Source organism: Pantoea sp. X-Soil-OKNW-556 (assembly GCF_059730695.1).
In genome coordinates this window covers 558,515-581,855 of the sequence record NZ_AP035991.1, presented here as the reverse complement: position 1 = coordinate 581,855, position 23,341 = coordinate 558,515, and the positions used below count along the sequence as shown (strand labels likewise).

The 23,341-nt window shown below is 51.6% G+C and carries 24 protein-coding genes and 1 pseudogene; 9 read left to right on the top strand and 16 right to left on the bottom strand.

What is annotated here, in order from left to right:
• Positions 1 to 317: 317 nt before the first annotated feature.
• The 4 genes from AC6I8T_RS23395 to sfnG all read left to right on the top strand — a co-directional run bounded on the left by AC6I8T_RS23395 (position 318) and on the right by sfnG (position 4,771).
• Positions 318 to 1,241, top strand: a complete 924-nt coding sequence (locus tag AC6I8T_RS23395) for a substrate-binding domain-containing protein (RefSeq protein ID WP_415173347.1) — start codon at positions 318 to 320, stop codon at positions 1,239 to 1,241.
• A 54-nt stretch (positions 1,242 to 1,295) separates the two neighbouring features.
• Positions 1,296 to 2,474: a Gfo/Idh/MocA family protein gene (locus tag AC6I8T_RS23390; RefSeq protein WP_208726120.1), complete on the top strand. Its 1,179-nt coding sequence runs from the start codon at positions 1,296 to 1,298 to the stop codon at positions 2,472 to 2,474.
• A gap of 9 nt (positions 2,475 to 2,483) precedes the next feature.
• The gene (locus tag AC6I8T_RS23385; protein ID WP_497834486.1) at positions 2,484 to 3,425 is read left to right on the top strand and encodes a sugar phosphate isomerase/epimerase family protein; all 942 of its coding nucleotides are present in this window, start codon (positions 2,484 to 2,486) and stop codon (positions 3,423 to 3,425) included.
• A 245-nt stretch (positions 3,426 to 3,670) separates the two neighbouring features.
• Complete coding sequence (gene sfnG, locus AC6I8T_RS23380) at positions 3,671 to 4,771, top strand: dimethylsulfone monooxygenase SfnG (RefSeq protein WP_208726124.1); 1,101 nt, start codon at positions 3,671 to 3,673, stop codon at positions 4,769 to 4,771.
• Here the strand turns inward: sfnG and AC6I8T_RS23375 are convergent, their stop codons facing one another.
• The 3 genes from AC6I8T_RS23375 to AC6I8T_RS23365 form a co-directional block, all read right to left on the bottom strand.
• Entirely contained in the window at positions 4,772 to 5,962 is a 1,191-nt protein-coding gene (locus AC6I8T_RS23375; RefSeq protein WP_497834485.1) for a CynX/NimT family MFS transporter, read from the bottom strand.
• 152 nt (positions 5,963 to 6,114) lie between these two features.
• Entirely contained in the window at positions 6,115 to 6,303 is a 189-nt protein-coding gene (locus AC6I8T_RS23370) for a YjfB family protein (protein ID WP_208726128.1), read from the bottom strand.
• 84 nt (positions 6,304 to 6,387) lie between these two features.
• Positions 6,388 to 8,958 carry a bifunctional diguanylate cyclase/phosphodiesterase gene (locus AC6I8T_RS23365; protein ID WP_497834484.1) on the bottom strand — a complete coding sequence of 857 codons (2,571 nt, stop codon included), beginning with the start codon at positions 8,956 to 8,958 and terminating at the stop codon, positions 6,388 to 6,390.
• A 360-nt stretch (positions 8,959 to 9,318) separates the two neighbouring features.
• Here AC6I8T_RS23365 and AC6I8T_RS23360 point away from each other — a divergent pair, with 360 nt between their 5' ends.
• Both AC6I8T_RS23360 and AC6I8T_RS23355 read left to right on the top strand, forming a co-directional pair.
• Positions 9,319 to 9,531, top strand: coding sequence for a hypothetical protein (locus tag AC6I8T_RS23360; protein ID WP_497834483.1), 213 nt, complete (start codon positions 9,319 to 9,321; stop codon positions 9,529 to 9,531).
• Between the two features lie 22 nt (positions 9,532 to 9,553).
• A complete protein-coding gene (locus AC6I8T_RS23355; protein ID WP_208726131.1) occupies positions 9,554 to 10,036 on the top strand; it encodes a cold-shock protein in 483 nt (160 codons plus the stop codon).
• A 6-nt stretch (positions 10,037 to 10,042) separates the two neighbouring features.
• Here AC6I8T_RS23355 and AC6I8T_RS23350 read toward each other — a convergent pair whose 3' ends face one another.
• The 9 genes and pseudogenes from AC6I8T_RS23350 to AC6I8T_RS23310 form a co-directional block, all read right to left on the bottom strand.
• Entirely contained in the window at positions 10,043 to 10,594 is a 552-nt protein-coding gene (locus tag AC6I8T_RS23350; RefSeq protein ID WP_208726133.1) for a rhodanese family protein, read from the bottom strand.
• 1 nt (position 10,595) lies between these two features.
• A complete protein-coding gene (locus tag AC6I8T_RS23345; RefSeq protein ID WP_208726135.1) occupies positions 10,596 to 10,901 on the bottom strand; it encodes an ArsR/SmtB family transcription factor in 306 nt (101 codons plus the stop codon).
• An 85-nt stretch (positions 10,902 to 10,986) separates the two neighbouring features.
• Positions 10,987 to 11,526 (bottom strand): outer membrane lipoprotein Blc, encoded by a 540-nt coding sequence (blc, locus tag AC6I8T_RS23340; protein ID WP_208726136.1) that lies wholly within the window; start codon positions 11,524 to 11,526, stop codon positions 10,987 to 10,989.
• Between the two features lie 277 nt (positions 11,527 to 11,803).
• A pseudogene (locus AC6I8T_RS23335) lies at positions 11,804 to 12,043 on the bottom strand (IS1 family transposase); the annotation flags it as partial.
• A gap of 156 nt (positions 12,044 to 12,199) precedes the next feature.
• The gene (locus AC6I8T_RS23330; RefSeq protein ID WP_497834482.1) at positions 12,200 to 12,799 is read right to left on the bottom strand and encodes a hypothetical protein; all 600 of its coding nucleotides are present in this window, start codon (positions 12,797 to 12,799) and stop codon (positions 12,200 to 12,202) included.
• Between the two features lie 22 nt (positions 12,800 to 12,821).
• Positions 12,822 to 13,985: a DUF559 domain-containing protein gene (locus tag AC6I8T_RS23325; RefSeq protein ID WP_497834481.1), complete on the bottom strand. Its 1,164-nt coding sequence runs from the start codon at positions 13,983 to 13,985 to the stop codon at positions 12,822 to 12,824.
• A gap of 507 nt (positions 13,986 to 14,492) precedes the next feature.
• On the bottom strand, positions 14,493 to 14,720 hold the full coding sequence (locus tag AC6I8T_RS23320; protein ID WP_208726142.1) for a non-oxidative hydroxyarylic acid decarboxylases subunit D: 228 nt from the start codon (positions 14,718 to 14,720) through the stop codon (positions 14,493 to 14,495).
• Positions 14,721 to 14,730: 10 nt separating this feature from the next.
• Complete coding sequence (locus AC6I8T_RS23315; RefSeq protein ID WP_497833019.1) at positions 14,731 to 16,158, bottom strand: non-oxidative hydroxyarylic acid decarboxylases subunit C; 1,428 nt, start codon at positions 16,156 to 16,158, stop codon at positions 14,731 to 14,733.
• A gap of 2 nt (positions 16,159 to 16,160) precedes the next feature.
• Positions 16,161 to 16,760, bottom strand: a complete 600-nt coding sequence (locus AC6I8T_RS23310) for a non-oxidative hydroxyarylic acid decarboxylases subunit B (RefSeq protein WP_208726146.1) — start codon at positions 16,758 to 16,760, stop codon at positions 16,161 to 16,163.
• Between the two features lie 206 nt (positions 16,761 to 16,966).
• Here AC6I8T_RS23310 and AC6I8T_RS23305 point away from each other — a divergent pair, with 206 nt between their 5' ends.
• The 3 genes from AC6I8T_RS23305 to AC6I8T_RS23295 are packed head-to-tail and all read left to right on the top strand — an operon-like array spanning position 16,967 to position 18,570.
• Positions 16,967 to 17,395: a MarR family winged helix-turn-helix transcriptional regulator gene (locus AC6I8T_RS23305; protein ID WP_497834480.1), complete on the top strand. Its 429-nt coding sequence runs from the start codon at positions 16,967 to 16,969 to the stop codon at positions 17,393 to 17,395.
• Positions 17,392 to 18,081 (top strand): alpha/beta fold hydrolase, encoded by a 690-nt coding sequence (locus AC6I8T_RS23300; RefSeq protein WP_497834479.1) that lies wholly within the window; start codon positions 17,392 to 17,394, stop codon positions 18,079 to 18,081. The genes AC6I8T_RS23305 and AC6I8T_RS23300 overlap by 4 nt, the downstream gene beginning before the upstream one ends.
• A 12-nt stretch (positions 18,082 to 18,093) precedes the next feature.
• Positions 18,094 to 18,570, top strand: coding sequence for a sterol desaturase family protein (locus tag AC6I8T_RS23295; protein ID WP_497834478.1), 477 nt, complete (start codon positions 18,094 to 18,096; stop codon positions 18,568 to 18,570).
• Between the two features lie 9 nt (positions 18,571 to 18,579).
• Here the strand turns inward: AC6I8T_RS23295 and crtB are convergent, their stop codons facing one another.
• From crtB to AC6I8T_RS23275, 4 genes are read right to left on the bottom strand one after another with little or no spacing between them, the layout of a single operon-like run.
• Positions 18,580 to 19,503 (bottom strand): 15-cis-phytoene synthase CrtB, encoded by a 924-nt coding sequence (gene crtB, locus AC6I8T_RS23290; RefSeq protein ID WP_208726154.1) that lies wholly within the window; start codon positions 19,501 to 19,503, stop codon positions 18,580 to 18,582.
• Positions 19,500 to 20,981, bottom strand: a complete 1,482-nt coding sequence (locus AC6I8T_RS23285; protein ID WP_208726156.1) for a phytoene desaturase — start codon at positions 20,979 to 20,981, stop codon at positions 19,500 to 19,502. The genes crtB and AC6I8T_RS23285 overlap by 4 nt, the downstream gene beginning before the upstream one ends.
• Positions 20,978 to 22,147 carry a lycopene beta-cyclase CrtY gene (gene crtY / locus AC6I8T_RS23280; protein ID WP_497834477.1) on the bottom strand — a complete coding sequence of 390 codons (1,170 nt, stop codon included), beginning with the start codon at positions 22,145 to 22,147 and terminating at the stop codon, positions 20,978 to 20,980. Before crtY ends, AC6I8T_RS23285 begins: the two co-directional genes overlap by 4 nt.
• Positions 22,148 to 23,053 carry a polyprenyl synthetase family protein gene (locus AC6I8T_RS23275; RefSeq protein ID WP_208726160.1) on the bottom strand — a complete coding sequence of 302 codons (906 nt, stop codon included), beginning with the start codon at positions 23,051 to 23,053 and terminating at the stop codon, positions 22,148 to 22,150. It lies immediately after the preceding gene.
• Positions 23,054 to 23,341 lie beyond the last annotated feature (288 nt).

The window sequence follows — 23,341 nt, the reverse complement described above, 5'->3', positions numbered from 1 at the left end:
GCGTAAGTGCGTTGAAACCTTATGCGAAATAACCCTGTTTTTATGATGTTGCGATTATGTTTGATCTTTGCACCCGATTGCAATGTTTTTTGCAATCGGGTGCATTTCATCAACATTTTGTGATCACCTCCGCTGATTTTCGTTTTGCCGGATTGACTAAAATGGCTGCATCGCTGACATTTTCGTCAGTAACTCGCCCGAAGAATTGACTGATCGTCTCTTTTTTTTACTTATATTGCACCCGGGTGCAAAAGTAAAAATCAGCAGTGTCTCTCTTCCGGTCGGATCATCACAACATGACCCTACAGGAAACGACCATGAAGACTTTGAAAACCCTGGTGCTGGTATTGAGTGTGCTGTCCATTGGCACTGCGCAGGCAAAAACCTGGCAAGTGGGCGTTGCGCTCGCCAATTTCGATCTCAATTTTGTTTCGATACTGCGTACGCAGATGGTGCATGAGCTGGATGCTTCCGGCATGAAAGGCCAGTTTTCTGATGCCAAAGGGGATGTGGCGCTCCAGGTGCAGCAGGTAGACGATTTTATCAACCAGGGCGTTGACGCAATAATCCTTAATCCGGTCGATACCCAGGGAGTACGCCCGATGATGGAGGCGGCCAAACGCGCCAATATTCCGCTGATCTTTGTCAATCGCAAACCCGAGGTAAAACTGGACGGGCAGATGGCGTATGTCGGATCCGACTCCGCGTTGAGTGGCAAAATGGAGATGGAAGCGCTGGCGAAGCGTATGAATTACAAAGGCAATGTCGCCATCATTATGGGGGCGCTGTCAAATGAAGAGGCGCGCGAACGCACCCGGGCAACGGAAGAAGTGATTGCCGCACACAAAGATATGAAAGTGGTGGAGAAACAGACTGCCAAATGGCAGCGCAATGAGGCGGTAGATGTGGTTTCCAGTTGGTTGCTGAACGGCACGCCGATTGACGCCATCGCCGCCAACAATGATGAAATGGCGATTGGTGCCATCATGGCGCTGAAGCAGGCGAAGAAAAGCAATGTGCTGGTGGCGGGGATTGATGGCACACCCGACGGACTGCAATTTATCAAAAACGGCGACATGGCGGTAACCATCTTCCAGGATGCAAAAGGGCAGGCGACCGGGGCGGTGCAGGTCACGAAAGCGATGCTGGATAAGCAGAAAACCGCCGCCTATAACTGGATCCCTTACGCTACGGTGACGCAGGCGAATTATCAGCAGTTTGAACAGAAAAACCAGAAATAAACCCTTGTCTCTGACCTCATTTGCACCCGGGTGCAAAATAATTAAGGAGTGACTATGCTCAATGGTGAAAAGAAAATCCCCCGCCCGTTACGCTGGGCAATGATCGGTGGCGGTCGTTTAAGTCAGGTTGGCTATAAACATCGCTCCGGCGCACTGCGCGATAACACCGCGTATCAACTGGTCGCCAGTGCCTTTGATATCGATGCCGAACGGGGGCGCGATTTCGGCGTCAATCTCGGGCTGGCAGCCGAACGTTGTTACGACAATTATCAGCAACTGCTGGCAGAAGAGGCGAAACGGGAGGATGGGGTGGAGGTGGTCACCATCGCCACGCCGAATGGCACCCATTATGAGATTACCAAAGCGGCACTGAATGCCGGTATTCATGTGATCTGTGAAAAACCGCTGTTTTTTACCACCGCCGAAGCACAGGAAATTAAAGTGTTGGCGGAGGCCAAAGGGCTGATCGTTGGTGTCACCTATGGCTTCTCCGGGCATCCGCTGTTGATGCAGATGCGTGCGATGATCGCCAAAGGCGAGATCGGCGAGGTACGCATGGTTGAGCTGCAATATACCCACGGCTTTAGTGCAAACGACAGTGCCGACAAGTTTAACGATGCGCAGAAGTGGCGCGTTGATCCCAAAATTGCCGGTCCCTCTTTCGTGCTGGGGGATATCTCCACCCATACCTTCTACATCTCACAACTGGTGCTGCCGCATTTGCAGATCACATCGTTGTTATGCGACCGCCAGAGTTTTATCCCGTCGCGCGCGCCGCTGGAAGATAACGCGATGGTGTTGATGCACTACGACAACGGTGCCGTCGGACGGATGTGGGCCTCCTCGATCAACGCCGGTTCCATGGACAGTCAAAGTATCCGGGTGATCGGTTCACGCGCCAGTCTGGAATGGAGCGATTACAACCCCGGCGAGTTGAAATATGAAGTGCAGGGGCAACCTAATCAGGTGATGCATCACGGTATGCCGTATCTCGATGACAGCGCGCTGGCTGAGGAGCGTCTCGGGGCGTTGCATACCGAAGGGCTGGCAGAGTCCTGGGCCAATATCTACCTCAAATTTGCCATTGCCATCAGCGCTGCGCAGCGTGGCGATCAGCAGACGCTGGCGAACCTGATCTATCCCGACATTAACGCCGGGCTGGAAGGGGTGCGCTGGATTGAAAACTGCGTGCGCTCGGCGGATAACGGCGCGAGCTGGGTTAATTACCAATAAGGAAACGTCATGAGACTCTCATTTTGTACTGACAGCCTCGGGCATCTGCCATTTGAAGCGATGCTGGATAAATTACTCGAACTTGGCGTTTGTGGTGTGGAGATGACCACCGGTGGCTGGTCATCCGCCCCGCATCTGCGTACCGAGGAATTGCTCGCCAGCGCCAGCCAGCGTCAGCAACTGTTGCGGGCGCTGGAGAGTCGCGGTATGTCGATCGCCGCGCTGAATGTCTCCGGCAATCCGCTCGACGTAGGCGAACTGGGCCTGCGCCATAAACGTGATACCGAACAGACCCTGGCCCTGGCCGGTGAGTTGGGGGTGAAGAAAATTGTGATGATGAGTGGACTGCCGCCTGCCAGCCCGCATGACACCATCCCCAACTGGATTACTTATACCGTCAGTTGGCCGCCCACACTGAAGAATTGTCTCGATTATCAGTGGAACGAAGTGGCCATTCCTTACTGGCTGGGATTGGTGGAACGTGCCAAAAACCACGGCGTGGAACGCTTCGCGCTGGAGAATTTTAGTTCGATGCTGGTGTGGAACCCGGAAACGCTGTTCCGTCTGCGTGATGCGGTGGGGCCAATGGTGGGGCTGAATCTCGACCCGAGCCATCTGCTATGGATGGGGGGGGACCCGATTGCCGCGGCGCGGGCGCTGGGCCCGGCGATCCACCATGTGCACGGGAAAGATGTACGGCTGGAGCGCGGGTTGGTGAATATCAACGGCTTGCTGGAAACCAAACCGGTGGAGGATGTCGCTAACCGTGCCTGGAACTATGTCGCGGTGGGCTGCGGCCAGGATCTGCAATGGTGGAAGGAATTCTTCTCAGTGGTGCGCATGATGGGATACAACGACTGGGTGTCGCTGGAGATGGAGGATCTCACCATGTCGGTTGAGGCGGGGGTGACCTCGTCGATTGCCGCCCTTCAGCAAACGCTCAGCCAGTGACACCTGACGGCGCGATAACTCGTGCCGTTACAGCAGGGTTGTTATTGCAACAGCCAGTCAACAGTGGTTGTTGCAAATACCACAGCGTTATTTCCAGGTCGTTGTCATAAATATCGATAAATCATTGCGTTATCCGTACAACAAAACTGGCATAGCCACTGCATAGCGATATATATCCAAAAGATTTAAGTGGTAATAAATCTTTTGATTTTCGATATAAGACACACATCGCATGAGGATTCGCTATGTCTGTACCACAACCTGCCAGTAAACCCCTGCAATTTGCCTATTGGGTGCCAAATGTCTCTGGTGGCCTGGTGATCAGCCAGATTGAACAACGCACGCGCTGGGACGCGGATTACAACCGTCAGCTGGCGAAAATCGCGGAAAATGCCGGTTTTGATTATGCGCTGACGCAAATCCGCTTTACCGCTGGATACGGCGCAGAAAATCAGCACGAATCGGTGACGTTTTCCCAGGACCTGCTCAGCCACACCTCACGGTTAAAGGTCATCGCCGCGTTGCTGCCTGGGCCGTGGAATCCGGTGCTGGCCGCCAAACAAATCGCCACGATCAGCCATCTTTACGGGCCGCGTATTGCGGTGAATATTGTGAGCGGTTGGTTCCGTGGCGAATTTAAAGCCATTGGTGAACCCTGGCTCGACCACGAAGAACGTTACCTGCGTTCGGAAGAGTTTATTCGCTGCCTGCGCGGTATTTGGGGAGAGGAAAGCTTCACCTTTGCCGGGGATTTCTATCGTTTCCGTGACTACGCGCTGAAACCGAAACCGCTGTCACCACAGCCGGAAATTTTCCAGGGTGGCAGTTCGCGTGCCGCGCGTGATATGGCAGCGCGGGTGTCCGACTGGTATTTCACCAACGGTAATACGCCGGAAGGGGTGCGCCAGCAAGTGGAAGATATCCAGGCGAAGGCGCGCGCCAGTCAGCACAGGGTAAAAATCGGCCTGAATGGTTTTGTCATCGCCAGAGAAACCGAACAGGAAGCGCAGGCGGTGTTGCAGGAAATCATCGCCAAAGCCAACCCGGATGCAGTGAAAGGCTTCCAGCATGAAGTGAAAAATGCAGGCAGCGCTTCGCCGGAAGGGGAAGGGAACTGGGCGAAATCCTCGTTTGAAGATTTGGTGCAGTACAACGACGGGTTTAAAACCAACCTGATCGGCACGCCGCAGCAGATTGCGGAACGCATTATCGCGCTCAAGCGTGCCGGGGTGGATTTGCTGCTGCTGGCGTTCCTGCATTTCCATGAAGAGGTGGCATTCTTTGGCCGCGAGATTATCCCGCGGGTACGCGAGCTGGAACGTCAGGAAGCGGCAGCGCTGGTGTGATCAAATATGACGGTCGCGGCCTGCCAGGGTCGCCACCACCATTTGTAGGGCAGAGATCACCAGCAGCAATGTCAGCGGTAGCATCCAGTTGCCGCTGGCATCATGCAGCATCCCGAAACACAGTGGTCCCAGTGCGGCGACGCCATAGCCGACACACTGCGCCATCCCCGAGAGCTTTGAAGCCTGACGATGATCCTGAGTGCGTAAATTAAACAGCGCCAGACAAGTCACCATCGATGCTCCGGCTCCCAACCCCGCCAACAGCAACCATATCAAGGCCCATGTGGGGGCCAGCAGCAATCCCGTCACGCCAGTAAAAATTGCCAGCGATGCCAAAAAACCGATGGCGCGTTGATCGCGTAATCGTTTCAGAGCGTTCATGCAGACCAGGTTGGCGACAATCGCCACAATTTGATAGACGAACAGCAACCAGCCCGCCGCCAGTTGGCTGATCCCCTCATCCTGAGCAAAGGGGGTAAACCAACCAATCAGGGTATAAAACACCAACGACTGGCAGGCCATAAATAAAGATACCTGCCAGCCAATGGCTGAACGCCACGGCGAACGTTGCAACGATTGCGGGACGGCTGGCTGCGCATGCCCGGCGGCGTGTTTGAGTTGCGGCAACCAGGCCAGCAACGCAACCACGCCGGGCACCAGCCAGATACCTAACGACAGAGGCCAGCCCGCGTCAGTGAGCTGCGCCAGCGGCACCGCCACGCCGGATGCGATGCTGGCGGTGATCGCCATAGTGGTGGCATACAACCCGATGTAACGCGCGGTATGCGCAGTGAAATCGCGCTTAATCAGTGGTGGCAATAAGACGTTAGCGGCGGCGATACCGGCGCTGAGCAGCAATGTCCCCGCCCATAACGCATTTTCGCTGCCGGTGATGCGCAGCAACGAGCCGAGGGTGATAAGCAGCAATGCGCTCCACAGGCTGCGTTCAAGTCCGAAGCGGTTGCCCAGCCAGGCGGCAGGTGGCGCAAGAGTGGCGAACATCAGCAGCGGTAAGAAATTCAGCACGCCAGCCGCGCTGGCACTCAACCCTAACGTATGGCGAATGTTTTCCAGCACCGGACCGGTGGCGGTGATCGGTGTGCGCAAATTGGCCGCGGTCAACAGCAGCAAAAACAGGAAAAAGCCGGAACGACGCAGGACAGGATTTACGCTAACAACGGTATGGGTCATCTTTTCGCACCATAGAAAAAAAGCAGAGCAATCCTGCACATGGTGCGTTGGTTAACGTTAACGCTTACGCAGCGACAGAGTGGCGCTGGGAGTCGGCCATACTAGCGGGGGTTAATCGGGATGTAAAGTCGCGCCGCTACTCAAATTGAAACTCAGGCGGTGGTATTTATATTGCGCCCAATAGCCGGATTAGCAGGCAACTGCGGGATTGAGGCGAGGATACTGCTGGCCGCAGACTCCTGGTTATCCAGTGCCTTTTTCAATACCAGGGTATTCACCTGACTTTTCAGATCCAGGTTATCAAGGCCGGAAGCCAGTGAAGTCACTTGCGATACATCCATTTTGCTCTCCTGTTTAGTACAAACAAAAAGGGAACCTATTAAAGCTTGTCGGGTTATCGGCAACGCTGAAGAAGACTTTAGGGCTTATGCAAGAACATGTTCCTGATAGGTTTCAGTCAATTGTGTAATCTGGATTGGCTGCCCGATCAGATAGCCTTGTAAAACATCACAATTGAATTTCTGCAATTGCTCTTTTTGTTGTAATGTCTCGACACCTTCGGCGGTGATCACCAGAGAATAGGCTTTGCCCAGACTTATCAGATTTTCGACGATTTTCAAGGCATTATCAGATTCATGCATTGCAAGAATAAATGACTTATCCAGCTTCAGACCATTAAATGGAAAGTTGCTCAGATAGCCAAACGACGCATACCCGGTGCCAAAATCATCGACATGGAAATTAATGCCAAGTTTATGTAATTCACGCATCGTTTTTAGGGCATCGTCTGGGTTTTTAACTAAGGCATTCTCAGTAATTTCAATCTCAAGGCGATGGCTTGCAAAACCCGTTTTCTCAAGGATCCTCGTTATCCGCTCAGTTAACCCACGGTCGCTAAACTCCAGAGCGCTGATGTTGACCGACACTTTCATTTGGTCAAAGCACGATTGCATATCAAAACAGGCGCGTTCTATCACCCAGTCAGTAATCTCTTTAATCAGCCCGGTCTCTTCCGCTAATGAGATAAACTGGTCAGGCATGACTAACCCACGAACCGGATGGTTCCACCGTACCAGCGCTTCCACAGCGGTAACTTTTGCCAATTTCATATTGAGGCGTGGTTGATAAACAACGGCTAATTGTCCCGAGCGGATAGCTTCTCTTAGCTCGCTTTCCATTTCCCGACGTTGAACAATCTTATCGGTTAACTCCGTATGATAAAATTCATATTTATTACCACCGTTATTTTTTGCTTTATAAAGGGCAAAGTCTGAATATCTTAATATATCCGTAATGTTGTCAGCATCTTTGGGGGTGGTAGCGATGCCCATGCTGACCCCAATAGAAATTTCAGTGCCATTGATGTGAAAGGGAGTGTTTATTTTCTCGATGATTTTATCACACAGGTTACTTATTTCCTCCGTGTCCATTGCGGGAACGATAATGACAAACTCATCACCGCCAAGACGAGCGGTAAAACCAACATCATCAACACAGTGGCGAAAACGCAAAGAAACCTCATGCAGAACCGCATCACCCATAGCATGACCATAAATATCATTTACCGGTTTAAATTTATCTAAATCAACCATAATCACAGCCAGGGGGTTGTCGCAGGTATGGTGAATTTCCAATTCGCCGGTTAGAAATTGCTTCATTTGCGTACGATTAGGTAAGCCTGTCAGGTCATCATGTAAGGCGAGGTATTTTGCTTTTTCTTCTGCTTCAACTTCAAGTGTGACGTCTGTCACGGTACCACGAAAACCCTGCCTGCCATTTGCCAGTTCAACCCGGCGGATGGTGAGATCGCAGTAGCGGATGTATTGTTGGGCTGAGAGGTAGCGGCAACGTGACAGGTGAGTGTATTCACCGGGTTTGAGCTTGTCCTCAAGTGAGTTAAGCAGTGTATTCCCATTAAAAAGAAAATCTTGCAGGGTACGGTGAATCCATATATTGCTACTGTAGCCCGTGATGGCAGAAAACCTTGACGATATCCAGTTGAATGCCAGATTGTTGTCAGCTTCCCAAATCCAGTCGGTACTTGTTTCAGCAACATCGCGAAAACGCTTTTCACTGGCCAATAAGGCAAGCTGGCTTTGCTGCAACATAAAGATGTTTTCATCCGAACTTTGGACTATTTTAATAATATGTTTCAATTGCATTATCGCCGCGAATAACATTCCCAAATAAATTACTACGGTTATTGGTAATAGTAACACGATGAGCTGTTTTCCTGGGTTCTCACTCTGCCATGTAAGAATGCCCCGTGCACCGAATTCAGACAGCGGAATCATATTTTTAGCACCATCATACGGAGTTTCTGACTCCTCATAATGAAGGTTATTGATTGTATAGTCGGCACCGAGTTTAATTAACTTCGCATCAGTCATATTAACGACGAATAGCAAAATAGAGTGCTGTTCTGAAACATTTTTGATTGTATTATCGCTACCTGGCGTGATCCATGCGGCGCTAACCAAAACCGGTTTCCCCTTGACCATCATGAATTGCGTTGAGGCCGATCCGTTGCTTTTTCTCAGTTGATGGAGAATGGCAGGCGTTGGATCGGTCTCCATCCATTGTTGGATGGAATCTGTACTTAATTTCCCATTGATTATGCTGTAAACTGTTTTTCCTGCTGGGTTAATCACAAATATCCCATTATAACCAAAATCCTTATATAAGGATGCGCCGAGGTTTTGTTGTTCCCATGCCCAGTTAAGGTTAACCTTCTCATGGAGGTTTTTATAAGATCCGCCCCAAACCGCATTGTCAGTCAAATGAGAACTGATGTCGTCTTGCTGATTCTGGATAAGTTTCCTTATCAGAACGCTATCCTCCGTATCTGAGATGGAATTTAAATCACTGGCGATAAAAAATATCATTCCCAACGTTATTATGAATCCAAAAAACATTAGGAGGATCATGATTATTAATGGTTGCCTGATCAATTTCCGGCTGCTTGCAGATGAAAAGTTCGTGAAGGATTTCAGCATATCGACAACCTTTGTAAGCTTCAGGATTTGAGTAAGGTTGGGATAATAGTCTAATGCTAAAATATATCTTATTGTTTGATAAGAATATTCCCACCTTTGATATGTCGTTATCGGTTCTACCCTTAAGAACTTTAAGGTTATTTGTTGGCGTTGGGTCATTAGTCACAATTTGGCGGGTTTATTATCAGGCTAAATATTTCATCCCTATCTATAACGCATTATCTTTTTTGCAGCATAATTTATGTATTCCAGAATAAGGCGGAAGTTCCGAACTGAATCGCCGGACAGCAGAAAATCGTTGCTGGCTAAGGGGGCAGGGTCAATAAATTGAACTGTGGCACGGCATTTTGGATGTTTGCCATGTCGACGGTGGTCATGATTTTCCTGGGCGTTAATGGCCTGTGGCTGTTGCAGGGCAAAGAAGTTTGCGTGTCATTGGGCTTTTTGTGTGCACCGGCATGCAAAAGTTACAAAAATCACTGCGTCAGCACCATGATAAAAAGCCTGCGTAGCTGTAAAGACGTAGTGTACATCGGCATTGTGTTTTACACTGCGCGCTGCAAAACTGAGTAGATAAACGATTAAATAGGCGGTAATGGCGATGAACGGTACGATCACAACCTGGTTTCAGGATAAAGGTTTTGGATTTATCAAAGATGAAAACGGTGATAACCGTTATTTTCATGTCATTAAGGTCGCCAACCCTGAACTGATTAAGAAAGATGCCGCGGTCACTTTCGAGCCCACGACCAACAATAAGGGGCTGTCAGCGTATGCGGTGAAAGTTGCGCCTGAAAGTAAATACATCTTTATCGCCGGGGAGCGCATCAAGCTGACCTCGATTAAGTCTTTCCTTGTTTACAGCGAAGAAGTGCCGGTCGAAACTCGCATCGATAAAGACAATGCGGTGCTGTCTGTTGGGGTACTGATGAGCAGCATCAGGCCCAAATCAGCCGCTCAACCAGGTGCCATGCGCTCACTGAAGAAACTGGCGATCACTACTTTCCAGGGCACAACGTTAATTTTCTCGGAAGAGGAGATCGACATAGACAGCACGGTGAAGTTGCTGAAGGTCTGATCCTGACTACCGGGTTGGATGACGAGATTCGCTTTGCTGTTTGTTCCAGGGCATGACTGCCAGCAACTTTGCCATCCCGCACCAGCCCGTCACTCCGGCAAACAGCAGGCCAGCCCCGACAAAGCCAGGGATGATATAAAATTCCGGTGCCAGCGCCGCTCCGGCTAGCGTGCCTCCCAGCGCCAGTACCCCGGCTGATATTTGTACCTGCCGCATCAGCGGTAGCGGCTGACGGCGGTCAGTTATCACCGGATAACCGGCTGATTTCCAGGCGTTCAAGCCGCCCTGCATAATCAGAACCTTTGCCGGATGTACCGCTGCGATCAATTGTGCCTGGTATTGTTCGGTTCGCATGCCACTCTGACAATGAAAAATAACCGTATCAATCTGGCTCAACTCCTCCTTACCTAAACAACCAGGCGTGATGTCTTCAACTGGCAGAGAACGGGCACCGGAAATATGTTCCCGACGCCATTCGTCTTGCCCTCTGATATCAATCAGCATGGCATGATCAGAAAGTGCATTTATCTCAGCGGGTGTCGCAAAAGTAGCAGGCATATTATTCTCCGGGACAGTAAATATTTTTAAGCGTTTGCACCACGGCGAATATCGCTTCGTTCTTAATGTGGTAGCGAATAAATCTGGCCTCGCGTATCCCTTCTATCAATCCTTCCGATTTCATTCTCGCCAGATGCTGAGAGGTTGCGGAGGCGCTCAAACCGCTGATCCTGGTCAGCTCTCCGGCTTCGGTTCCGGGTTTATCAATCAATACACATAAAATCATTAAGCGCTGGGTATGGCTCAATGTCTTAAGCAGAGCAGCAGCTTTATCTGCCTGTGTCTGTAGAAGGTTCAGCTCGGTCATAGCGCAACAATTTAGTATTTTCTAAATTTAGATAATGCTAAATTGTTGCGACACTTGTCAAGAGGACGTATTGAAGAAGAGGGGGTCAGGGGGTGACGCCGCGATCGCTTTCCCATCTGAGTTGATCCACGCGGAAACCGAGTTTACGCGCGGTGTTAACGTAATCCTGCTTGATGGCTTGCGGGATGTCAGGCGTTCGGGACAGGATCCACAGATAACCTCGGTCAGGACCGCTGACCAGCGCGTACTGATAATTTTCATCCAGTTTGATGACGTTATAGCCGCCATAGAAAGGGCCGAAAAACGAAACCTTAAGCGCAGCAGTGGTTGGTGCCCCGGTAAAGTACGCTTTGCCCTCACTTTCGCGCCATTTTTGTTGCTGCGGATCGTAGCCCCGGTTGAGAACGCGAATTCCGCCATCGCTACGTTTACTGTAGGTCGCCGTGACGTGATCCAGCCCTCGTTCGAAGCGATTTTCCAGACGGGCAACTTCGTACCATTTGCCAAGATAGCGATTGGCATCGAAGCCAGTGATCGGCTCGACACCTTTTGGCGGCGTTGGGGATTGGCAGGCAACCAGACTCAATGCAATGGCAACACCTGCCACAACAGGCCATAACTTCATGAAAACTCCTTTCAGCAGCACAGTTGGGGTTACAGTGTAGTGCAAAGCGCCGGGAGTGAATCGGCAGGGAGTGAAGTGATTGGGTATTTGCCTTTACTGGGCTGCCTGTTTGCAAATAACCTGGACATATATCCGACAAAAGTACCGACTGTGGTGAGAGGCAGCTTTGAACGAGGAGCGGAAGTTCGCAGTTGTCCTCAACTATTATGTAAATATTGCTAACTTGGTTATGGCTCCAATTAGTGAACATATATTTTTCAATGAAGGATCTAATGATTATGACGTTCTTAATGCCGACTTTCAGTGTCCTGGTGGTATCACGAACCCCAGCACCATTGAAGGCCATTTCGGTGTTCTGCTCTTTAAACCCTGGTTTAGGGCCTCATAAGATATAAATGAGCTGAAACACGCGGTGGCAGTCACGGCAGCGAAACCTGTCGTATCCTTTAGGGTTCTGACCATGACGGTAAACCTGGGCGGACTGACAACGGGCACAGTGAACGGTAACGCTGACCATGAGTGAATCTTAAAACCAGGCATTATACATCGCATTCAACCAATTAGAGGTATTACCTAAGAACAATGAACTATATTGTCAGGAAGTACAGCCATGATTCGCACTTGAGTTTTTCTTCAAGTCTTGTTCGAAAATATACAAAATTTACTTCTTTAATCAGAAACCGCTCTCAAGAAAGTGGTCTATAAATTCCATTTCCCTCAATCCATCCCGATCTTTTTTTTCATAGTAATCGCGACCATAGGTAACAATCGGGATATCCAAGTAGCTTAATTGTTCGCAAGCAAGTCTATTCGCATAAATATCACAAGAAAAAACATGCGTTCTGTACTCAGTAAACACCTTAGACAGCAACTTGTATATGTCATAATAAGCATCACCAATCATGATCAATTGATCCAATCTAGTGATTTCATCATCCAAAATTTTACGCCTGCGCCTAACAGACAACTGCTTAAGGTATCTTTCCTTATCGTATCTTATTTTTATTAAGTATCTGGCATTGTGCTTATATTCAACAGATTCAATCATTGTAAAATACAATCCATCATAATAATTGCTGTAGGAAAAGTTCATTAAGTTGCAATTTAAGCTTTTCCAAAAAAAATCCCGGGACTGATAGAAGTCTCTTATTTTTACAAAAAGACTTTCAGATATGTATATTGAGTTTATCTCAACCCCACTTTCTTTCAATGAAGCTGGCGTGAGGCTGTCAAATTGAATTTCTGTATTTTCCGGGTGATACTTAATTCTCATTGCAAAGTCTTCTATGTGCTGATTACTTTTTTATGGTTGATTCCAGCCCCTTAAGAGCTGTTCCAAAAGTCAGTCTAACCGTTTTGAAAATCATATGCATGTTCGGGTATTTACAGCTAGTCAATTTTTCTCTAAGCAACTCCCTGAACCTTAGATCGGTCGAGCATCTTTCAGACAACCCCTTCAGATACGCCTCACGCTCTTCCGATAATGCACGAAATTTAGAAGTAATACACGCCTGAAGGTCAGGGTCACTGATCCCTGATGGCTCTTGAATAGGAAGCCAGTTAACTACAAGCTTTTTGTCAGAGTCGACCAGTGCACTGAGTCTAGCCCGGTGTGCCACGAATTGAGAGTTAGTTCCAGGTTCGCTATCTGCAAGATATTTCTCTATTTCAATCTTCCTTTTAACACTCTGACAAAATATCTCAAGGTGCATTCTTTCATGTTCGAATGCTTTTTTAAAATCCCTACTATATTTTTCTATATCGAGTTTAGAGTCTATTTCTTGGTTGATCTTATTAAGAAAATCAGATGCTGTTACCGTTGGCACTACTTTAGACTCTGTACTGACCGCCTTCGATTCTTTATATGTATGTGAAACATCAATCAATGATCTAAAAATTTCAACTGTCTTTTTATAGTCGTACAGGACGGTTTTGGCTGGGATTCTAGTTACGTTATAACCACACTTTATACAGTATTCATCACGAACTCTGTCTCGCTCTTTTTGTTCTTGTGAAGAGTGCCAGGCAGCCCCATCAACTTCAATTATCTGCGATGAATTTAATAAAAAATCGAATCGATAACGTGATTTGACAACTTGCATTTCAAGAGTGATTTTTTCACCTACAAGTCTCCCCCGCTCTGGCACAAGGTTAAAAGCTTCAATCACTGTAGTAAGGAAACTTTCTTCAGCCGGAGATTCGCAATCAGCTAAAAAATACTTTTCCCATTCGTCGTCATTCTTCGATACATTTCGTCGATCCTTTATTGTGTCGAAAGAAGAGTCATGTTTTGTATATTCGTGCTTTGCCGGTTCGAAATTCTTCGTGGAAGGTGATTTCAGATCCTCATAAATCGACCAGGCAAGTGCAGCGGCAAGAAGTAAAGCGAGGTGAAAAACAACGCCAACCAGAAGTAATACAAAAATTAGCATCAGTCTTGTAATGATTTTCTTATCCAATTTTCAAGCCATCCATTTGATTTTTATAAATTTAATTGTTACCACTTGATTCTCCAAAGGGACACCCTCCGATGAAGGAGATAGGGGGATTTGGCCGAGCTTGAAAAGCCCGTGGTTTTAGGGGACATTCCTTAGCCTAACAATCGCCTGATAAAAAACTGATTGCATTCATTTTTAACATACTCACGCAGATCGAGATATTCATTTCTCAGCCTTTAGCTGGTTACTGCTTTGAGTGAGTTCGTGGTGATTCCAATTGACTGAAAATGTTTTATGTTCATGACATGCTCCCCGTTGGTTAATGCGCCACGATGTTAGTGACTTCCGCTCCTTGCACACAGCAGACGTTCAGATGAAACTTTGTCTCCTTCGAGTGTACGATCAGATTTAGTTGGGGATGCTCAAGTAAATTGCCAACCGTCACCAGGTAAATTGCAAATAGCCAGGCAAGTCAGAGGCAGTTCCACAGTCAAGATACGGCGAGTCGTCACCCGCCGTTTACTGCGTTTATTTTGCCAACAACGGCGGAATACTCGGCACTTCCGGCGCATTATCGATATCGCTTTGCGTCATCCGAAATGCCTCCGGGTAATGCTCGCGTTGCGTGCGGCGGGCCGGTTCAGTATCGCGCCAGGTGTAGAGGCAGTGCTGGCACTGGAACACCGTCCAGACCCCTTTCACCGGTGAGGTCGCCATGATTTCAATATGTTCTTCGGCACAACGTGGACAGGTCATCTTTATCTCCTTATTTACGGTTGGCCAGTAAGGCGGTCAGTTTCTCTACCCATGCACCGGTTTCCGGCAAATCTTTTACCGGCTGGCTGTAGTGACCACGGGTATCCGGGGCGACCGGGGTGGTGGCATCAATAATCAGTTTGTCGGTGATCCCCGCCGGGCTGGAGCCGGGGTCCAGTTCCAGTACTGACATGTTGGGGAGTTGCACCAGGTCCCCGGCTGGGTTCACTTTTGATGACAGCGCCCACATCACCTGCGGCAGGTTGAAGGGATCGACGTCTTCATCGACCATAATCACCATTTTTACGTAGCCGAGGCCGTGTGGCGTGGTCATTGCGCGCAACCCGACCGCACGGGCAAAACCGCCGTAACGTTTTTTCGTTGAGATAATGGCGAGCAACCCGTGGGTATACATGGCATTGACCGCCTGCACCTCCGGGAAATCGGCTTTCAGCTGTTGGTAAAGTGGTACGCAGGTGGCGGGCCCCATCAGATAATCGATTTCGGTCCACGGCATGCCGAGATACAGCGATTCGAAAATCGGTTTTGTACGGTATGAAACCTTGTCGATACGGACCACCGTCATATTACGACCGCCGGAGTAATGGCCGGTAAATTCGCCAAACGGGCCTTCGATTTCGCGTTTGCGCCCTTCAATCACCCCCTCAAGGATCACTTCAGAACCCCAGGGTACGTCGAAGCCGGTTAGTGGGGCGGTGGCGATAGGATAGGGGCTTTCTCGCAGTGCGCCCGCCATCTCGTATTCAGATTGGTCGTAGCGCAGCGGCGTGGCACCCATCAACGTGATGATGGGATCGTTTCCGAGGGTGATAGCGATCGGCAAATCCTCACCGCGCTCCTCAGCTTTATGCAGATGCAGCGCAATGTCATGCATCGGCACCGGTTGCAAACCCAGTTTGCGTTTGCCTTTGACCTCCATACGGTAAATGCCGACGTTCTGTTTACCAAAATGGTCAGGATCGAGCGGGTCGCGTGACACGACGCAGGCTTTATCAAGATAGAATCCGCCATCGCCGTCGTTCAGGCGAAACAGGGGCAAAATGTCGAACAAGTTAATCGCGTCGCCATCCACGGTGTTTTCTGACCAGGGGGCATTTTCCCGACGTTCAGGAGCAACCGGGAAGTTATCCCAGCGTCGAATAAATTCATCAATTTGCTGTTTCACCGGCGTATTTGCCGGAAGTCCGAGGGAAATGGCGTGGTTTTGCCATGAACCGATGGTATTCATCACCACATGTGCGTGGTTAAAACCCTTAATTTTAGTGAAGGAGATAGCGGGGGCACCTTCGCCGATACGTCCGGTAGCGTTGGCAGCGGCGGCGATATCCGGTTCTGCCTGGACTTCTTCATCGATATTCAGTAACTGGCCCTGTTCATCCAGGGCATGTAGAAAACTACGCAGGTCATCAAAGGCCATTCTTAACTCTCCTTTTGCAGAACATGTTGTGAAGTTGCTTCGCTTAAGCCTTGCCAGCGCCGGGCTTTGGGTGACGCGATGCCGAATTGATCGAGCACGCGAGCTACGATGTGGTTGGTGACGTCATCTATAGTGGCGGGATGGTTGTACCAGGCGGGCATGGGTGGCACCATCGCCACGCCCATGCGGGACAGGGCCAGCATATTTTCGAGGTGGAGGGTACTGAGTGGGGTTTCGCGTGGCACCAACACCAGTTTGCGTCCTTCTTTCAGCACCACATCAGCCGCACGTCCGACTAAACCTTCGGCGTAACCCGCGCGGATACCGGCCAGGGTTTTCATGCTGCACGGGATAATGATCATCCCATCGGTGTGAAAAGAGCCGGAGGAGATGGACGCAGCCTGATCTGCTGGGTTGTGTACCACATCGGCCATAGCAGCGACTTCGCGTGCGCTGTAACGCGTCTCCAGTTCAATGGTGGTTTTGGCCCATTTGCTCATTACCAGATGGGTTTCCACCTCTTTGATGGTTTGTAACGTCTGGAGCAGCGCCACGCCTAAAGGTGCACCGGTGGCACCGGTCATTCCGATTATCAGTTTCATCTCGACCCTCAAACATATTGTTCGTATACGAACGTTAAAATTAAAATAACGCCACGTCCAAGGATGCGCAAGGGGTGAGCACGAAAAAAGTTCGTGTACGAATTTTATGATTGCAACGATTGATGCAGAGGTTGTTGGCGCGAATTGTTGTTGCTGCATTACAATCAAACGCTTAGCGATCTTCTTCTTAACGTCAGGCGAACCTCATGCAAAAAGAGTTGGGCAATGTCTTCTTTCACCTGATGCGCGAGCTGCTTCAGGACCATACTGCGCTATGGCAGAAATCGTTGCCGGAACTGACCAAACAGCAATACGCGGTGTTGTGTGCGGTCGAAGCGGAACCGGGGATTGAGCAGCTCGATCTTACCGAAGCGGCCTTAAGCACCAAGGCGACGCTGGCGGAGTTGCTGGTGCGTATGGAGAAAAAAAACCTGATTGAACGACAGCAGGGCACCACTGACAGGCGTCGGCGGTTTATTTTTCTCACCACTGAAGGCAAACGTGTGTTGCTGGAAGCGCGTCCCATCGCCGAGCAGGTTGATACCTTTTTCCTTTCACGCCTTGGGGAACAGCAGCAAAATGAGGTGGTTGTCCTGTTGAGATCCATGCTGGCGAAGGGGGAAAGTGGGCGATGAAATTACCTGTGGTGCTGATCCCCGGATTTATGCTCGATGAAACACTATGGGACGATTTTGTCGACGCCTTCCCTGATGATCGCAAGTTTATCTATGCCAACCTCTCCGGTGGCGACAGCATCAGCGCCATTGCCCAGGCGATTGCCGCACAACTGCCCGAACGTTTTATTGTGGCCGGATTTTCCCTTGGCGGTTATGTCGCCCGCGCGATTGTTGAAGCATTTCCCGCACGGGTGGCAGGAATGATCCTGATTGCCACCTCATTGCGTGAGGATACCCCCGCACAGCGACACGCCAAACAGGATGCGGTGGGGGCGATCAACAGGGGAGACTTTCGTGGTATCAGCAGCGGCGCGATAAAAAAATCGCTGCATCCCGCCCGGTATGACGACACCGGGTTAATCGGCAAGATACAGAACATGGGCCAGCGGCTTGGGGCGGCAGCCTTCATCAACCAGTCGGGGCTTATCCGCGATCATATTACGCAGCACCCGATTCCTTGTCCGGTTGCTATTATTGCTGCTCAACAGGATCAATTACGTTCTTATCAGGAAGCGCTGGAACTCGCGCAACTGACCGGCAGCGGTGTCGAGTTGATTGAGGAGAGTGGACATATGATCCCATTGGAAAAACCGCAACAACTCGCTGCGCGGGTTGCGGCCTGGCTGAGAAAGGTTGACCTGTAAAAAGGAGGAACCATGATGTGGTTAGTCAATACTCTGATCCTGCTTTTCTCCTTGGTGCTGATGGAAGTCGTCGCAGCTCTGGCGCATAAATACATCATGCATGGCTGGGGATGGGGTTGGCATCTGTCGCATCATGAACCCCACGATGGCAGTTTCGAACTCAATGATCTCTACGCGGTGATTTTTGCGCTGATGGCGGTGGTGATGATTTACCTCGGCGTCAATGGGCTGTGGCCGTTGCAATGGGTCGGTGCGGGCGTGAGCCTGTATGGCGTGCTGTATTTTATGGTGCATGATGGCCTGGTGCATCAACGCTGGCCGTTTAAATACATTCCACGTCGTGGTTATCTGAAACGTTTGTATATGGCGCATCGCATGCATCATGCGGTGCGCGGTAAGGAAGGTTGTGTGTCGTTTGGCTTTTTGTATGCGCCACCGTTGCCGAAGTTGCAGCAGGCGCTGCGTCAGCGACAAAAACCGCCGCGATAAATCGCGTTACTACGGACGTTGCCACAGCCCTTCGGGCCGTTGCGCCGGGCGCGTCAAGCGTGAACTGAGTGCCAGGCCTGCCCCTTTTAGCAGTAAGCCCAGTTTTTCTCCCTTGCTGGTACGCTGGCGTCTGTCCCAGGCGTGTGAGCCTGCCTGCTGGACTTTGACGCCAATCTCACGATACACGCCATGCGCAGTGGCGATGGCCCATGCCGATCGCAGCGATAAACCCGGTAACCCGGCATGCGCTGACTGATAATAGGGTTCCGCCTCTGCCACCAGCCGTGCAGCCAGGGTGGCGAGCGTAGCACGGTGCTGCGTTTCCGCCAGATTCGCAGCGTGCAGACCCAGCGGATGCAGCCACTCTTCCGGCAAATAACAGCGTCCCTGGTGCGCGTCCTCCACGATATCACGGGCGATGTTGGTGAGCTGAAATGCCAGCCCCAAATCACAGGCGTGATCCAGTACGCGTTCGTCACGTACCCCCATCACACGGGCCATCATCAACCCCACAACCCCGGCAACGTGATAGCAATAGCGCAGGGTGTCCTCAAAGCGCAGATAGCGCTGCTGGTGCACATCCATAGCAAAACCTGCGAGGTGGTCAAATGCCAGTTGTGGTGGAATACGGTGCATCAGCGCCACCTCCTGAAAGGCGGCAAAGGCCGGTTCTTCCATAGCGGCACCGCTGTAAGCTCGACGTGTTTCCAGCTCCAGATGCGCCATGCGCGCCTGTGCATCATCGCGCGGGTGCTGCACGGCGGATGCGCCTAACGTTTGTCCATCAATGACGTCATCGCAGTGGCGACACCAGGCATACAGCATCAGGGTGCTGCGTCGCGTTGAGGCATCAAACAGTTTGGCAGCGGTGGCAAAACTCTTAGAACCAACCGCCATGGTTTGGCTGGCATGTTCCATTAACGGCATACTCATCCTGCAAGATCCTCCAGCATCAGCTGTGCGGTGGCTTTGGCGGAACCGATCACGCCAGGCACGCCTGCGCCAGGGTGGGTGCCTGCACCGACCAGATAAAGATTGCGAATCACATCGTCGCGATTATGTGGCCGGAACCACGCGCTTTGCGTCAGAATCGGTTCCAGCGAAAAAGCCGAGCCGTGGTGGGCATGCAGCCTGTCGCGAAAATCAAACGGGGTGAACATCCGTTCCGTCACCAACTGGGAACGTAAACCCGGCATGTAATGCGTCTCCAGATAAGCAAAAATGCGGTCGCGCAGGCGTGGACCCTCTTGCCGCCAGTCAATATCTGCGGTGCCAAGATGTGGCACCGGGGTCAGCACATAAAAGCTGGCGCAGCCCGGTGGTGCCAGGCTCGGATCGCTATTGCTGGGCGCATGCAGATAAAGCGAAAAATCTTCCGCCAGCTGGCCGCTGTTGAAAATCTCATTAATCAACTGACGGTAGCGCGGACCAAAGCAGACGGTGTGATGCGCCAGCTGTGGATGCGGCTGGTTAAGCCCGAAATAGATCACAAACAACGAGTTACTCATTCGTTTGCGTTTCAGCGCTGCGGCGCGCTTTGCGACGGCTGGATGATGTGCCAGTAAACAATTATAGGTATGGACGACGTCGGCATTCGAGGCGACGGCCTGCGCATGAAAACGCCGACCATCGGTCAACTGCACGCCGCTGATACGATCGCCGGTGATATCGAGCCGTTGTACTTCGGCATTCAGCAACACCTCGCCGCCCAAATCCTGCAATAACTTCACCATGCCATTGACCAGCGCGCCGGTACCACCGCGCGGAAACCACACGCCCCATTCACGCTCCAGCGCATGGATTAAGGTATAGATCGAGGATGTGGCAAAGGGATTACCACCCACCAACAAAGAGTGAAAAGAGAAGGCCTGACGCAGGTGGTCATCCCGAATAAACTTCGCCACCATGCTGTAAACGCTGCGCCATGCCTGCAACCGCCCCAGTTGCGGCCCGGCGCGTACCATATCGCGCCACGACAGAAAGGGCACGCTGCCCAGCTTGAGATATCCCTCGTTAAACACCTCGCGTGAATAAGCGAGAAACTGGCGATAACCGGCAACATCTTGCGGGTTAAAGGTGGCAATCTGCTGCTCCAGACGCTGCGGATGGTTATCGTAATCCAGCCTGCGTCCATCTTCCCAGCACAGACGATAAAAGGGCGTCACCGGCATCAACTCGACATAATCGTGCAGGGATTTCCCCGCCAGGGTAAACAGCGCCTCGATGGCGCTGGGGTCGGTAATGACCGTTGGTCCGGCATCAAAGGTAAACCCCTGATCCTGCCAGACATAAGCGCGCCCGCCGGGTTTGTCGTGCTGTTCCAGTACGGTGGTGGCAATGCCCGCCGCCTGCAAGCGAATAGCGAGGGCGAGACCGCCAAAGCCTGCGCCAATAACAAAAGTCCGATTCATGGTTGCTTCCCTGTGTGTGTCGTCAGTAACGCGCGTAGCGCGGCACCCGGCGGGACCGGGGGTTTACCGCACAAAATGCGGGCTTTGTCAGTCAGGGTGAGTTGACCGGCATAAAAGCGGGCGATCAAATCCGCATCAAGCTGGTAAAAACGTTGCATCACACGCCAACGCTGTTCCGGGCGGGCGGCGAGAAACAGCATGCGATTCAGCAGCCGAAAAAAACGCTGTTCGCGCCAGTGGCGGCGGGCGAAAGCCTCGATATGCTGGCTGAGGGTGCTGGCATCGCAGGGCAGCATCGCGACGATGAGCTCAGCCAGCCTGAGTGCGGTTGGCAGAGAATAACCGGTGGTGGCGTGAAACAAACCGGCGCGCAGACCGCTGCACGGCTGGCCGCGTTGTTGTTGCCAGAAAGCATCAATGTCGCCGCTCAGGGTGATGGGCAATGCGCCACGCTCTTCGCGCATCAGCAGGCTCAGACGCCAGCCTTGTTGCTGGGCGTAATCGGCGATATGTTTGCGCGTTTCGCTATCATCCAGCAGCGGGGTATCGATGTAGTGCGTATCTTCAATCAGCACGCGATCCGCGCTCAGCGGCAGGGTATAGACAAAGCGGTATCCTTGTTGCTGCGGCACGGTGGCATCCATCAGCAGCGGTTGCGTCAGGCCATGCGGTTTTGCCAGTTGCCACTCCTGACCGACAAAAACCTGATAACCGAGACGCACATAGGGCGAGTAGCGCACGCCGCGCCCATCAATCACCGCTCTGGCGTGTAACTGGCGGCCATCAGCCAGCGTCACGCTGGTGGGGGTGAGATGGTGTACCGCGCAACCGGTACGCAAATCATCCCCCAGCGCGGCAATCAGTTGACGGGCAAAGTGGGCCGATGAGATGGAAAAGTAGTCACCTGGCAAGTGACGTTGTAGCGCCGGGAAGCGCACCTGATAACCAGACCAGCGTGCGCTGACCAGGGGCGCGATCCAACGGTGCTGCCCGGCATGCAAATCCCCCTGATGAAATGACCAGGTATGATTGCTGTCAGCCTGTGGGCTGCTCTCCAGTAGCAGGCATTGCAGCGTGGGATGTTGTTGACGTAACCGCAGGGCTATCAGGCCGTTTGCCAGCCCGGCGCCCACCAGAATCACGTCATAGCGGTTGTTTAACGGCAATCAGTTGCGCCTCGCCAACTGTTGGTTAAACAACGCGTGCATATATTGGCGGGTAGCCATACCGCGATGGCAGGCGCAGGCCAGATGGGCATCCGCACTCCGCAGATGGTCTCGCAGGCGGCGTTCAGCACCCTCCGCCCCCAACATCGCCACCAGCGTGGATTTACCCTGATCCTGATGGCGATCTTTTCCGGTGTATTTATCGCCATCGGTCAGATCGTCGAGCAATTGAAACGCCAGACCCAAATCCTGCGCAAAGGAGCGGAGATTTTGCCGTACCGTCGGGGACGCATTGGCGGCGATCGCAGCCATTTGCAGCGTGGCGCGGAACAGCACGCTGGTTTTGAGCTCATTGGTTAGCTCAATCGCTTCTGCGCTGCGGGCGTGCGCGCCATCATGCAGGTCCTGAAACTGCCCCTGAACCAAACCCTGTAAACCGACCGCCGCAGAAAGCTCGGCGATGGCGTCAGATTTACGCTGCGCCGCCAGGCCCGGGGCCACGGCAATCACCTCAAAAGCGCGGCTGACCAGGGCAATGGCGGCGAGAATCGCGACGTTTTCACCGAACTCGCAGTGCACGGTGGGGCGACCTCGACGCATCTGCGCGTTGTCCATTGAAGGAATATCATCAAGGATCAGCGACGCCGCGTGGACCATCTCCACCGCACACGCCAGGTCAAGCAGGCCCGGTTGTCGGCTGTCACAACCCATGTCGTGCGCTGCCAGCAACAGCAGCAGGGGGCGAATGCGTTTGCCCGGCGCCAGGGTGCCTGCCCGCATTGCCGCGCGCACCTGATCCGCCTGCTGCCCACACGGCAGCAATTGTTCAAGGTGGGTTTGCAGCCGCTGATGCAACTGAGGTAATTCACTTTGTGGGTTCACAGCGGTATCGACACGGACGATCATAACGTCTTCCAAAAGTGGTGAGATCTTTGTGGTTTTTTTAACCGTAGCCTGCCGGGGGAGAGTTCGCCAGATAAGCGAAGCGATTTGTCCCGTGACTCTGGGTTGGGGTGGCACGATACGGCCAGGTCACCACATGGCGTAGCGGCGCGATTTATCGCGCAATCTTATGCACTCGACCAAAAAGACGCGCGATAAATCGCGTCACTACGGGGCAGGGTCAACGTGATCGCTGCGACGAAATAAGTAACCATTCGCCGTAACATTAAATTTATCCGTTAGTCTGACGCT